Annotated in this window: 13 protein-coding genes; 10 read left to right on the top strand and 3 right to left on the bottom strand. The window is 59.9% G+C overall.

Going from position 1 to position 11,913, the window contains the following annotated elements; all coding sequences use genetic code 11:
* The first annotated feature begins 112 nt into the window (after positions 1-112).
* A complete protein-coding gene (locus tag PLU72_13655; protein HOT29226.1) occupies positions 113-1,954 on the top strand; it encodes a hypothetical protein in 1,842 nt (613 codons plus the stop codon).
* 48 nt (positions 1,955-2,002) lie between these two features.
* Positions 2,003-2,959, top strand: coding sequence for an alcohol dehydrogenase catalytic domain-containing protein (locus PLU72_13660; protein ID HOT29227.1), 957 nt, complete (start codon positions 2,003-2,005; stop codon positions 2,957-2,959).
* 148 nt (positions 2,960-3,107) lie between these two features.
* On the opposite strand, the gene PLU72_13665 is transcribed toward PLU72_13660, so the two are convergent.
* Positions 3,108-3,551 carry a GNAT family N-acetyltransferase gene (locus PLU72_13665; protein HOT29228.1) on the bottom strand — a complete coding sequence of 148 codons (444 nt, stop codon included), beginning with the start codon at positions 3,549-3,551 and terminating at the stop codon, positions 3,108-3,110.
* Positions 3,552-3,956: 405 nt separating this feature from the next.
* On the opposite strand from PLU72_13665, the gene PLU72_13670 reads away from it, so the two are divergent.
* Both PLU72_13670 and PLU72_13675 read left to right on the top strand, forming a co-directional pair.
* Positions 3,957-4,784: a BtpA/SgcQ family protein gene (locus PLU72_13670; protein HOT29229.1), complete on the top strand. Its 828-nt coding sequence runs from the start codon at positions 3,957-3,959 to the stop codon at positions 4,782-4,784.
* Between the two features lie 260 nt (positions 4,785-5,044).
* The gene (locus PLU72_13675) at positions 5,045-5,812 is read left to right on the top strand and encodes a peroxiredoxin (protein ID HOT29230.1); all 768 of its coding nucleotides are present in this window, start codon (positions 5,045-5,047) and stop codon (positions 5,810-5,812) included.
* 213 nt (positions 5,813-6,025) lie between these two features.
* Here PLU72_13675 and PLU72_13680 read toward each other — a convergent pair whose 3' ends face one another.
* On the bottom strand, positions 6,026-6,523 hold the full coding sequence (locus PLU72_13680) for a hypothetical protein (protein HOT29231.1): 498 nt from the start codon (positions 6,521-6,523) through the stop codon (positions 6,026-6,028).
* On the opposite strand from PLU72_13680, the gene PLU72_13685 reads away from it, so the two are divergent.
* From PLU72_13685 to PLU72_13710, 6 genes are all read left to right on the top strand, one after another.
* Positions 6,510-7,526: a rhodanese-like domain-containing protein gene (locus tag PLU72_13685; protein ID HOT29232.1), complete on the top strand. Its 1,017-nt coding sequence runs from the start codon at positions 6,510-6,512 to the stop codon at positions 7,524-7,526. The genes PLU72_13680 and PLU72_13685 overlap by 14 nt on opposite strands.
* Before the next feature lie 119 nt (positions 7,527-7,645).
* The gene (locus PLU72_13690) at positions 7,646-9,100 is read left to right on the top strand and encodes a bifunctional UDP-sugar hydrolase/5'-nucleotidase (protein HOT29233.1); all 1,455 of its coding nucleotides are present in this window, start codon (positions 7,646-7,648) and stop codon (positions 9,098-9,100) included.
* Positions 9,101-9,258: 158 nt separating this feature from the next.
* The gene (gene rplU, locus PLU72_13695; protein HOT29234.1) at positions 9,259-9,570 is read left to right on the top strand and encodes a 50S ribosomal protein L21; all 312 of its coding nucleotides are present in this window, start codon (positions 9,259-9,261) and stop codon (positions 9,568-9,570) included.
* Positions 9,570-9,881 (top strand): ribosomal-processing cysteine protease Prp, encoded by a 312-nt coding sequence (locus tag PLU72_13700; GenBank protein ID HOT29235.1) that lies wholly within the window; start codon positions 9,570-9,572, stop codon positions 9,879-9,881. Before rplU ends, PLU72_13700 begins: the two co-directional genes overlap by 1 nt.
* Positions 9,882-9,907: 26 nt before the next feature.
* Entirely contained in the window at positions 9,908-10,174 is a 267-nt protein-coding gene (rpmA, locus tag PLU72_13705; GenBank protein HOT29236.1) for a 50S ribosomal protein L27, read from the top strand.
* Between the two features lie 156 nt (positions 10,175-10,330).
* On the top strand, positions 10,331-10,483 hold the full coding sequence (locus PLU72_13710) for a hypothetical protein (GenBank protein ID HOT29237.1): 153 nt from the start codon (positions 10,331-10,333) through the stop codon (positions 10,481-10,483).
* A 117-nt stretch (positions 10,484-10,600) separates the two neighbouring features.
* Here the strand turns inward: PLU72_13710 and PLU72_13715 are convergent, their stop codons facing one another.
* Positions 10,601-11,791: a M48 family metallopeptidase gene (locus tag PLU72_13715; GenBank protein HOT29238.1), complete on the bottom strand. Its 1,191-nt coding sequence runs from the start codon at positions 11,789-11,791 to the stop codon at positions 10,601-10,603.
* Positions 11,792-11,913 lie beyond the last annotated feature (122 nt).

Consider the following 11,913-nt stretch of genomic DNA (forward strand, 5'->3'; position numbering starts at 1 on the left):
GAACGGAGGGTTTTCATTCGGTTGGTTTCAACAACTCGCCCGAGAACCCGCATTTTTTCTTATGGTATATTCGAACGGGTAACACATATTTCGGTATCTTCGGGAGGGAAACATGAACGTGTCGAGGATCTTCAGACCCGCCCTCGTTGCCCTGCTTGCGCTCATGCCGTTGTCCGTCCACGCCGCCCTGGAGGAGGTCGTCAACTACGAGGCACTCGAGTATTCGCCCGCCAACGTCGAGGTGTTCATACGTCATCTCGAAGCCGAGCGGGCGAACCTGCTGAAGGAACTTCAGGCAAAATACGCGGAAAAGTCAGAGAAGATCGCCCAGAACGCCGATCTCGGGGCTTTCGACAAGATGCTCTCGGATGCCAGAGGCCTTGCAGGCTCGAAAAGTGACGTCGGAGCGGCCACCGCCTTCACCCGCCTTCAGCGCGTTCACTACAGTGTCCTCGCGAACCTCGACCTCGGCGAGGTCGAGCCCAAGCTCAAGCGCAAGATCCGTTTCACCACGAGCATGCTTGGCGGCCCTCTCATTCTGAACGTTCCGCAATGCTACGGCCCCGAAGACCGGATCGGGGAACGGAATGCGAAGGAAGAGGCTGCACACCTTTTCAAACCAGGCGGCAAGGCGCCGGTTTCCCTCGAAGAACTCGCGCGGATGACCCCGGTCGAGATCTCGCGGCTCGAGCCTGGCACCGATCATCCGGCCATCAGTCCTGTCGTGCCCGGCGATCATTACAAGGCGTTTCTCGCCGAGATGGTCGCGATGATACGGAAACAGAGCCCCAAGCTGGCCCGGTTCGATCCGTCGTATGCCCGCCGCGTGCTGTTCTTCGACGATGTCGACAAGGATGCCACCTCCCCGAAAATCGGCACTAAAGACCGGTTCGGCCTGAAGTGGAAACTCAAGTGGGGCGACGAGGTCCATACCGACGTCGCCATGACCCGTCTGTACATAGACCTTGGCGGCACGTGCAGCGATCTGAAATTTTATTCCGGTCCGGGAGAGTCGATCCTCATTCTCGATCCACCGTCGAAAGCAAGCCCTGACGCCGTTCACGCATTTCACGAACTGTCTTCGAAACTGCTCGCATCCCGATTCCAGTTCCATGCCGACCGGTATCTCCTGGCCGCGCCGGTTCTGAAAGACAAGCAGGGCCGCGTTCTCGGAACCGGCGTCGTCGACCAGGCGATGGCCGATCGCGAATCCCTCGATCCGAAATATATCGGTGCCTATTTCGTCACGTTCAAGGAATGCCAGCTGTCTCTCTACAACCCGGCGATCAGGCGGCTCGGCGGTTCGCCCCTCTCGCGGCTCGGCGCCGTCGAGGACCGTGTCGCGCGCGGCTCGCTGATTTTCAACTGCTGGATCAAGCACAAGGACATGAAGGACGACAACTCCCGCGTCGCCTACCTGTTCAATCCCAGCACCGGCGAGTTCGACAGGCACGTCGAGTATCAGAGCGACCTCGGAAACGTCCTAGGCAGCTGGAAATCGGCGGGGGAACTCAACTCGTTCCAGACCTCCTTCGTCACCTGGCAGGCCACGACGATCAACTTCGAAATGCACCCGCTCTACATTCCCCGCTCCTGGACCGCCTGCACCTGGGCCGATGCGCGCTGGATGGCCCTCCGGATCGCCCGGCTCTCCCGTGCCGATTATGAGCGCATCTTCGCCGAGTGCGGCTGGCCGGTCTTCTGCCAGAAAGCCGCCATCGAGCGTCTCATCGCGCGACGCAACGAGCTGATTCACCCCTTCCGCCTCGATCTCGACGGGATCGAACCGCTTCCGTGCGATCCGTCGTTCGATTTCGAAGCGACCACGAAGAGCGGGAAGGATTTCCCGGTGAAAAGCGGAAAAATCAGGAAGGATTCGGCCCTCGTCAGAGAACTCGAGGCCACCGTCCACCCCGAAGGCCTCGCCGACGTTCTTTCCAGAAAGAACGACTGACGCCGGCAACTTATATCATATACTATTATATCTCACCCGGAGGCTCAGATGAGAGCTTTGCTGATAGACAAAGACCGAATACACCTCGTCGGCGACCGGCAGGAACCACAACGTCCCGAGGGCTGGGCGCTGATCAAGCCTCGCCTTGTCGGCATCTGCGGCACCGATCTCGAGTTGCTCCGCGGATACAGGCAGTTTTCGGGAGTCCCCGGCCACGAGTTCGTCGGGGAAGTCGTCGAGGCTGATTCCCCGCTGCTGCTAGGCAAGCGGGTCGTCGGCGAGATCAACATCGGCTGCACGACCTGCCAGCGCTGCCGGTCGGGAATGACGAAGCATTGCGGCAGGCGCCGGGTGCTCGGTATCGACGGCATCGACGGGTGTTTCGCCGACCGGTTCGTCCTGCCCGTGGAGAACCTTCACACCATCCCCGACTCGGTGACCGACGAACAGGCAGTGTTCACCGAGCCACTCGCCGCGGCCTTCGAGATCGCGGAGCAGGTCCATATCCTGTCGGGCATGCGCATCGTCGTTCTGGGTGCGGGGAAAATGGGCACCCTGTGTGCCTGGGTCCTCGCCAAGACCGCCGGGTTGGCCGCTCTCGTCGGGCATCACCCCGAAGTGTTCCAGAAAATCCGGTATCCGGGGGTGGAAACCGCCGTTCCCGAAAGCGACCTCGCCGATGCCGACCTCGTCGTCGAGGCGACAGGCTCGGCCACGGGGCTGGAAGCGGCCCTCCGCCTCGTGCGACCGCGCGGGACGATCGTGATGAAATCGACGATCGCCGGCCGGCACGAAATCAGCCTGACGCCGCTGGTCACCAAGGAGATCACCGTCGTCGGTTCGCGGTGCGGCCCGTTCCGGCGGGCTCTCAACGCCCTCGCCACGGGCACGTATCCCGTCGAGAACCTCATCGAGGGCCGGTATCCGATCGAACGCGCGGAAGAGGCCTTCAAGCACGCAGCAACGCGCGGGGTGATGAAGGTTCTCCTCACTTTTCCGGAATAAGCCAGCCATTATATTTTGAATTATTTATAATGGAAGCGTCCAGTTCCATCGAGGTTTGTCGAAGCCTGTCTTGAGTTTGCCGAAAGGCGCGGAAGCCTCTCGCACATCGACAGGCCCGGCACGAACGGAAACGCGAAACCGGCTTTCGTTATACAGGGCTCAATAACATGCGGTAATGCGGCCCCACGGTGGGAATCTCAAACCTGTCGGATACTTTTTTCCACCCCAGCTTCTCGTAGAAGCCGGCGGCCCCCTCGCGTGCGTTGCACCACCAGGGCCGCCGGGGACCAACGGCATCGAGGATCCGCTTTCCCTCTTCGAGGAGGATTCTGCCGATCCCTCCTCCCTGGTATGACGCATCGACGGCCATGCCGCGCAACTGCCATGCGGGTGAGCCTTCATACGTCGAGTCGAGGAAGGTCACGCAACCGACGATTGCGCCGTCGATCAGCGCCCCGAGGTGTACCGTCGTCGGGTTCTCGTCGCCGTCGAATCGCGCCGAAAGGCCGGGCATGCCTGCCCGGAGGATTTTCTGTCGAAGCGGCAGAATTCTTTCGACCGGCACTCTGATGACGTCAGGCTTTGGTTGCATGTCACGATTCTATCATGTCCTGCAAAACCGTCAGGAGGAGAAGCGTTCTTCCGAGCCTGCGATTTTGTCATACATGGTGGGAGCTACCCTTTTCTCCTTCTTTCCCAGGGGCGAGAGGAAGAACTAACCGGTCACAAGGGGCAACACGAGATCGCCGATCGCCGATTCCAACCTGCTGCCGTCACGCCCGATGTCGCCCCTTACCGGCAGACCGAGGTATCCGCTCATCTTCAGACGCGTGGGAATGCGCCATGAGACATGAAATCCTTCGATGTTCCTTGATCCAGCGGCAGTGAATACCCTTGGATTCGTCCTGTCGCCCGATGACGGTGCGAGAGATTTTGTGGTAGTCTTCGCGCGAGTCGTTTCCAGAGGATCGGCATATCTGCGGCAACGGAGGATGTGATGAACGAGTCACGTTTCGGCTTTCCCTGTGCGGCCCCGGCGCCGCTCCTTCTCGGCATGGTCCATGTTCATGCCCTTCCAGGCACTCCGTTCAGCCGCTATGGTCTGAAGGAAATCGCCGACATCGCCGTTGCCGAAGCCCTGGCCTACCAGAAAGCGGGATTCGGCGGCATCATGCTCGAGAACATGCACGACAGGCCATATCTGAAAGGGCATGTCGGGCCCGAGATCACTGCGGCGATGACCGCCGTCGCGCTCCGCGTGCGCGACGCGGTCGGCCCCGCGTATCCCGTCGGGATCCAGATCCTGGCGGGGGCAAACATGGAAGCGCTTTCCGTCGCGCTGGCGGCCGATCTCCAGTTCATCCGGGCCGAAGGCTTCGTTTTCGCCCACGTCGCGGACGAAGGCTGGATCGAGGCCTGCGCCGCCGAACTCCTGCGCGAGCGCAAGCGGCTCGGCGCGACGCACATCAAAATATGGACCGATATTCAGAAGAAACATTCGGCGCACGCCGTCACGGCCGATCTGAATCTCACGGAATGGGCGCACGGCGCAGAGTTTTTCGGCGTCGACGGCGTGATCGTGACCGGCCTCAGCACCGGTCATGCCGCCGTGCCGGCGCATCTCGCCGAGGTGAAGAAAGCCACGAAACTCCCGGTTGCGATCGGCTCGGGCATCACCCCCGAAAACGCCGCCGCGTATGCCGAGGCCGACGCCTGGATCATCGGCTCGAGCACGAAGCAGGGCGGCTACTGGGAGAACCCGCTCGACGAGTCGGCGCTCGCACGCCTCGCCGAGGCGCATCGGAAGGTTTCCCGAGTCGCCTGAACTCGCATGTGAGGCGGGATACCAAAAGCCGATTTCGAGTTTCCGTTCGTGCCGAGTCCGTCGAGTATCGAGGACTCCCCCCTTCGACAAGCGCAAGGTGAACGGGCGCTTCACGCTGCAGATTTCAATATTACCACATATATAATAATACTATACCGAACAACATATTGATTTGACACCACACGCACCATTCTCGTATCCTGATCGCTATGACGCGAAAGCTGCAAAAGCTTCGTGAAAATATCGAGGAGGATATTCCGATGAGAAAACTGCTGTCCGTATTTGTTCTCGTTGTTCTGTCGTTTCACGCCGCGTTTCCCGCCCTTGCTCAAGAGACGACCCTGCCGCTGATCAACGATCCCGCGCCCGAGTTCACGGCGGAGACGACGCAGGGAACGATCCACTTCCCGCAGGATTACAAGGGCAAATGGGTCATCCTTTTCAGCCACCCGGCCGACTTCACGCCTGTCTGCACTACCGAGTTCATGACCTTCGCCCGCATGCAGAGCCAGTTCAAAGCCCTCAACTGCGAGCTGATCGGCCTTTCGATCGACAGCCTTTACAGCCATATCGCCTGGCTGCGGACGATCAAGGAGAAAATCCAGTACCGCAACATGCGGAACATGGAGGTCACGTTCCCCCTCATTGCCGACATCAAGATGAATATCGCGAAGAAATACGGCATGCTCCACCCCAACGCAGCCGACACGAAGGCCGTCCGGGCCGTCTTCTTCGTCGATCCGAACGGAAAGATCCGTGCAATGATATACTATCCGCTCTCGAACGGCCGCAATTTTCAGGAGCTCAAGCGGCTTCTGATCGCCATGCAGACGTCCGACACCCACAACGTCGCCACTCCCGCCGACTGGCAACCCGGCGATGACGTGATCGTGCCGCCCCCCGGATCGTGCGGTTCCGCCAAGGAGCGCGTCAGCAACGCCGGTGACGGGTATCACTGCTACGACTGGTTCTTCTGCACCAAGCGGCTACCCAAGAGCCAGCTCAAACTGAACAAATCGGAAGAATAATCTCCGGTTTAGACCACTGACACACGCGTTTTCCGGTCGGGCGAAGGCCCGGCCGGAAAAACTCGCGTTCGCTCAGCCTTTTTTTGAGTCCGCCGCTCTTTCGCATGCCCGGGAGTTTTGTATATGAATCATTCCATATTCACGGAGGTCGAGATGCACGCCCGGAAATCACGTTCCCTGTTTCGCGTTGCCGTCCTGACATGGCTGCTCGCGTCAGGTTTCACCCTGCCGCTGTAAGCCGCCGGCGCCATCAAGGACGGCGAGTCGGCAAGTCATGGTGACGATGCCGCCACGCATGTTCCGATCGAGATCTACGAAGGCCCGGGCTTCAAGATAATCCAGTTCAACCTGGCGGTTCTCTCGCACTTTTCGCATCTGCTCGTCAGCGGGAACGAAGCACTTCTCGTCGATCCGGGCCGCGACATCGCGGCATACGAAAAAGCCGTTTCCAATGCCGGCGGCGCGGTAAAGGGCGTCTTTCTGACGCATTCGCACGCGGATTTCGTTGCCAGCCACATGGAGGAGCCGAAAGCGTTCAACTGCCCCCTCTACGCGAGCCGGAAAGGCGGAGCGGCGTATCCGCACGAACCGCTGGACGACGCGTCGGCCCTGACCGTCGGCACGGCGAAGCTCCGGTTTCTCGAGACGCCGGGCCACACCCTCGACGGGATCTTCGGCGTCGGGGCGGCTCGGCGCCTTGCTTTTTCTCATCGGCTCCATTCTCGGAAGCATCCTGTTCAACGAGCTGTTCGAGCACGTCAGGCCCTTATACACCCTTGGCCTGAGCGGCACCGTGCATATCTTCGACACGCTCGGCATCACGAAGGGGGCGTTCGCCCTGCTGTTCACCGCAACCGGCGTCGCCGCCTTCTGGCTCTCGGAGTTGATCGAAGCCCGCATCGCTGCGAAGCGAGCCCGTTTCCGAGGCCGATCGTCTGCGCATCCTGGCATGGCGCCGCCATTTCCTCGGGAAGCCGTCTGCACCTTCTTCCGCCGCCGTCTCCCAACCGGATTCCACCGCGGAAACGAAGCCGGGGCTGATCTCGACGGAACAGCTCGCCCAGCGTTTTTCCGCAGGCGATCTTTGGGTCATCGACACGCGGCCCCAGCCGGAATACAACACGTCGCATATTCCGGGCTCGGTATCGCTCAACCCGGAAAGCCTCCGCGGCGTCAGGGGCGGCGTTCCGTCAATTCTGCTTCCGGCCGACCTGTGGCGCGCCAGTTCGGCGCGATGGGCATCGTTCCAGAAACGCATGTCGTCATCGTTCACGGAGACAAACTCCACGATGAGACTCTCGTGGCGATCGCCCTCGAGCGGCTTGGCCACACGCGATACTCGATCCTGGACGGGGGTTGGGCACGTTGGAAAGCGGAAAACCGTCCAGCCGACTTCTACACGAGAGCCAGGTCGGACGAAGCCCGTGCCGGCCACATTCCCGGCGCACGCAACAGGCCGTTCTCCTCAGATCTCGCCTCCGGAACGGTCGGAGTGAGCCTCAAACCACTGACCGATCTCGCGGAAGCGTATGAAAAGCTTGTCGGCGACAGGCACGCCCGCCTCATCGTTCATTGCCGAACGGGCCACCAGGCAAGTCAGACCTGGTTCGTCCTTCGCCGGCTGCTCGGTTACGAGAATGTCGCCTGGTATGACGGCGGCTGGACCGAATGGGCCGCCAGAACCGAGTTTCCCATCGAAACGGGCGTGAAATAACCTCGAGTCGTTTTGCAAGGCGGCCAGTCGAAAGATTTGGCCGCCGTCTTGTCTTCGGCCTGCATGAATCGCTATCATGTCGGCATCTGTTCAGACCATTTTCCGAAGGATTCCCCAACATGATTCGATCTCTGAAACGATTGGCTGCACTTTTTCTCCTCTCCTTTTCGACCCAAGCGGTCGGCGCCGAGCAGCTGCTGCTTCTGCACACGAACGACTGGCACGGCTCGATACGGCCGACATCGGCCCTCTGGATGACAAAGGAGAATCCCCCGATGCTTGGCGGGCCCCAGGCACTTGTCGGCGCTTTTCAGCAGTACAAGCTCAGGGCGGTCAGGCAGGGAATCCGCTGGCTCCAGCTCGACTCCGGCGACCGATTCCAGGGAACGATGGAGGCAAACTTTTCGCGCGGCCAGGCCATGACGGATCTATTCAACGCGCTCTCCTATACCGCGGCCACGATCGGCAACCACGATTTAGATTACGGGCGGGAAGCGCTGAACGAGTCGGTACGGTCATCCCGCTTTCCGATCGTCTGCGCGAATCTGACCGGGCCTGGCGTTCCCTGGCGACGATCTCTCGTAACTCGCATCGGCTCGCTGACGATCGGAATCACCGGCGTCATGACGTCCGAACTGCCGACGCTGACGTATCCCGAACACATCGCCGACCTCGTTCTCGAGCCCCCGGCCTCGGCCGCACGCCGTGTCGCGGCCGAGCTTCGCGAGCGCGGCTGCGACCTCGTGATTCTTCTCAGTCACTGCGGCCACGACACCGATCTCGAGATCGCTCGAGCGGTTCCCGACCTCGATGTGATCATCGGCGGGCATACCGATCACCAGCTTACCCAGCCCGTTCGCTCCGGCAAAACATTCATCATGCAGACCCGGGGCTACGGTTCTCACATGGGTGCCCTGACCCTGGCTTTCGATCCGGCAACCCGCACGATCGCCTCCTTCAGCTACGATTCGGTCCTCCTCGATCCGGCCTCGTGGCCGTCCGCCCCGGACATCGACTCCGTCGTCGCCTCCTGGAGCCGCATGGTGGAAGAGATCGCGGCTCGGCCGGTCGGCGTCAGCCCCCGCGAGTTTCTCCGAAAACGAGGCCCGGACGGGCTATACCACCTCGGAGAGCAGCTCTGCAAAGCCGTATCCGATGTTTCTGGCTGCCCGATCGTCGTTTTCCAGGCCGGGGGTCTGAGGGCCGATCTTCCAGCTGGAAATATTGTATTTAAAGATATATATCAGGTTCTTCCATTCAATCACCAGATTCTAATCGGGCGCATTTCCGGCAAAGACCTGCTCTCTCTCATCGCGAAGGGCACCGATCACAGGGATGCGGAACTCTGCATCCACGGGTTGCATATCGACCGGGTTGCCGGCAATCTCTCCGCGGTGTTCGAAGGAAAGTCCGTCGTTCCCGATGCCGAGTATCCGATCGCCCTCAACGATTTCCTCGCCAAGGGGGGCGACGGATTCGACGAGTTCACCCGCGTCCGCGGCCTCCATCCTCGAGGTGGCATCATCCGCGATGCTCTTCTCGAGCGGATTCGCCAGGGCAACCTCGGGAAGTGAGGCCCCGACACGAGATGCGCGAGCGACGGTTTTGTGATATTCTTTCTCGACGGATCCGCAATAATATTTGCGTTTCCGGCGGTGCTCGTGTTGACACAGCGCTTGATCTATGCTAGGTTTATGGTCTCTCGGTTCATATTTCTAGGGGGTACAAACTCATGTTTGCCGTCATTGAACTTGGTGGAAAGCAATTTTCCGTGGAGAAGGGCTCGCGTGTCCGCTGCGAGAAACTCGAGCAGCAGCCCAATGCCACGTTCGCCGTTGATCGCGTTCTCATGATCAAGAACGGCGAGAAGGTGCAGGTCGGTCAGCCCTATCTGAAGGGCGTGAACGTGAAGGCCAAGGTCGTGTGCCATGGCCGCGGTCAGAAGATCATCGGCCTGAAATACAAGAACAAGACGAATTATCGTCGTCACTACGGTCATCGCCAGGATTTCACCTCGATCGTGATCGAGGACATCACGGCCTGATGGTCGTTGTCGAGTTCCCTCCCGCCGAAGGGAACCGGCAGCGGATCCGCGTCAGCGGTCATGCCGGCCAGGGAGGCAGAGGGAACGACCCGGTGTGCGGTGCCGTATCCGCGTTGTTGCTGACCTATTTGGGCGGCATGGAGAGCGCGGTCGGAGCCGAAATCACCGGGAACACCGGCGATGGCTTCTGTGATGTGTCGCTGGGCGTTCCCGTCGGGAGGCGCGAAATCGCGTCGGTGGTATCGCAGGTTTTTCGATATGGGTTCAGAAGACTTGCGGAAGCACATCCCGAAACGGTAGTCATGAAATAACGGAATTTCCGAAAGGGGCTGAAATTATGGCACACAAAAAAGGTGCAGGTTCATCGACCAACGGCCGAGACAGCAATCCGCAAAGACTCGGCACCAAGAAATTCGACGGCGAGCTCGTCAAGGCCGGCAACGTCATCGTTCGCCAGCGCGGCACGCCGATCAACCCGGGCAAGAACGTCGGCATCGGCAAGGACGACACGCTGTTCGCCCTCGCGGAAGGCAAGGTGAAGTTCGCTCACCGCCTGAACCGCCACTGGGTCGACATCATCCCGGTCTCCACCGACCAGCACTGAGCTGATCCCGGGCGCGAAATGCGCCGATCCAGCCCTTCGACAGGGCCGGATCGGCGCATTTTGTCTTCCGCGTATTCCGAGCGGCTAAGGAATTCATCGCTGCACGCCGATATATTGAGTGAGGAGTAAAATTCGGACGAACCGGAGGTGGAAGCGATGTCTCTCCAGGAACTGCTTGCCCTTTACCGGCATGTTTCGACGGACTGCGGCAGCTGCCGTCGAATCGTTTCTCGCTACGAGCGAACGCTCACCCTCACGGACGCCGACCGCCGGCATCTCGAACACTGCATTATGCGCGCTGATGTCTGACAGGATGGTTCCGGCCCATAGGTGAGCCCCCGCAGGTCGGGGGCTTTTTCATTGCGGAAGAAACGAAACGGGCGATCCGGTTTTTCTCCGGATCGCCCAAGTTTCTGCCGCAGGGAATCAACGGCTCGTGGCAACGCCGTTTCGAAGCTTCAGATACTCGACCTTGGCGGCCTGGTATTCGTTGAAGGCTTTCATGATCTCGTCGGTGGATGCCTGCTGGGCCACCTTGAATTCGTAATTCTGCTTGGCGAAGAGATACCGTTCGTAAGCTTCCTGGAGGGTCATCGATCGTGTTGTGGTGGTGGTCGAGGTGGTTTTGGTTGAAGTCGTGGTAGTTTTCGTCGTGTTCCCCGATGGGAGATCGCCTATGCCGGGAACGTTGGCGGAAGTCGTGCCCGATGACGCGCCCGAGCCGCTCGACGTCGTCTTGGTCGTCGCCTGCGCGGTGACCTTGCCGCCGATCTTCTTGATTTCTTCCTGGGCGGCCTTGATGCGATCTGTGGTCGGGGGGTGAGTCGAAAAATACTTGGTCACCTTTGTCAGGGCATTGTCGCTGTTGATGCGGTTGAAGAAGGTGATCAGGCCGTTCGGATCGAACCCGGCCTTGCTGGAGTAATCGACGGCGCACCGGTCGGCCTCGTATTCGTCGACGCGGGAGAATTTCAGGTTGGCGAAATACGCGGCGATGGCCGCAGCTTTCTGGTATTTCTTCGCTTCATCGTTGACGGTCATCAGAGCGACGACCGCAGTCATGATCCCGGCCTTTTCCGCCTGACGGATACTGTGCTTCTTGTTCACATGGCCAAGCTCGTGAGCCACGACCGCCGCAAGTTCGTCATTCGTCGCGGCCGCTTTCATCAGGCCCTTCGTGACGTAGACATACCCGCCGGGAAGCGCGAACGCATTCAGCTCGTCGCTGTCGAGAACGGCGAAATGGTAGGTGAGTTCCTTCCGCTCACAGACCGGAACCAGTTTTTTCGCAACCGCTCCGAGCCGGTTGAGCATCGCGGCATCCTTGACGAAGCCGGGATCTTTCTTGAGGGCCTCGTGTCCTTCGGCGCCCGCCTTGTTCTCCCAGCTGTTTTCGAGTCCGCCGAAGACTTTGTCCCAGACGGAGGATTTGGCGGCTGCGAGAGCATCAGGTGACGAACCACCGAATGTCTGTTGAATCGCCGCATCGGCACGGTCGAGCGTGCCTGACACCTCACCCAGCAGGTCGCCGATGTTGAACGCGAAAGCAGGCACGGAGAGGCACACGAACAGACAGGCCAGCAAAGCATTGAGAGCAAAACTGGATTGGCGCCTCATCAAAATTCTCCTTCACTACAGCGAAATCTTCAGTATGTTCAAAATTTTAATGATAAACACGGAAAGCGTCAAATGTTCCAGGGCAAGCGCATGAGTTTCTTCGCACCGTGACGATTTCCCGT

The sequence above is a fragment of the Candidatus Ozemobacteraceae bacterium genome (genome assembly GCA_035373905.1).
Taxonomy (GTDB): Bacteria; Muiribacteriota; Ozemobacteria; order Ozemobacterales; family Ozemobacteraceae; genus MWAR01.

Bases quoted from the DNA above. Each gene is read 5' to 3' on its own strand.
- PLU72_13710 (HOT29237.1), top strand. From the start codon at position 10,331: ATGTCTCTCCAGGAACTGCTTGCCCTTTACCGGCATGTTTCGACGGAC.
- PLU72_13660 (HOT29227.1), top strand. From the start codon at position 2,003: ATGAGAGCTTTGCTGATAGACAAAGACCGAATACACCTCGTCGGCGAC.
- PLU72_13680 (HOT29231.1), bottom strand. From the start codon at position 6,523: ATGAGAAAAAGCAAGGCGCCGAGCCGCCCCGACGCCGAAGATCCCGTC.
- PLU72_13670 (HOT29229.1), top strand. From the start codon at position 3,957: ATGAACGAGTCACGTTTCGGCTTTCCCTGTGCGGCCCCGGCGCCGCTC.
- rplU (HOT29234.1), top strand. From the start codon at position 9,259: ATGTTTGCCGTCATTGAACTTGGTGGAAAGCAATTTTCCGTGGAGAAG.
- PLU72_13700 (HOT29235.1), top strand. From the start codon at position 9,570: ATGGTCGTTGTCGAGTTCCCTCCCGCCGAAGGGAACCGGCAGCGGATC.
- PLU72_13655 (HOT29226.1), top strand. From the start codon at position 113: ATGAACGTGTCGAGGATCTTCAGACCCGCCCTCGTTGCCCTGCTTGCG.
- PLU72_13675 (HOT29230.1), top strand. From the start codon at position 5,045: ATGAGAAAACTGCTGTCCGTATTTGTTCTCGTTGTTCTGTCGTTTCAC.
- PLU72_13690 (HOT29233.1), top strand. From the start codon at position 7,646: ATGATTCGATCTCTGAAACGATTGGCTGCACTTTTTCTCCTCTCCTTT.
- rpmA (HOT29236.1), top strand. From the start codon at position 9,908: ATGGCACACAAAAAAGGTGCAGGTTCATCGACCAACGGCCGAGACAGC.
- PLU72_13715 (HOT29238.1), bottom strand. From the start codon at position 11,791: ATGAGGCGCCAATCCAGTTTTGCTCTCAATGCTTTGCTGGCCTGTCTG.
- PLU72_13665 (HOT29228.1), bottom strand. From the start codon at position 3,551: ATGCAACCAAAGCCTGACGTCATCAGAGTGCCGGTCGAAAGAATTCTG.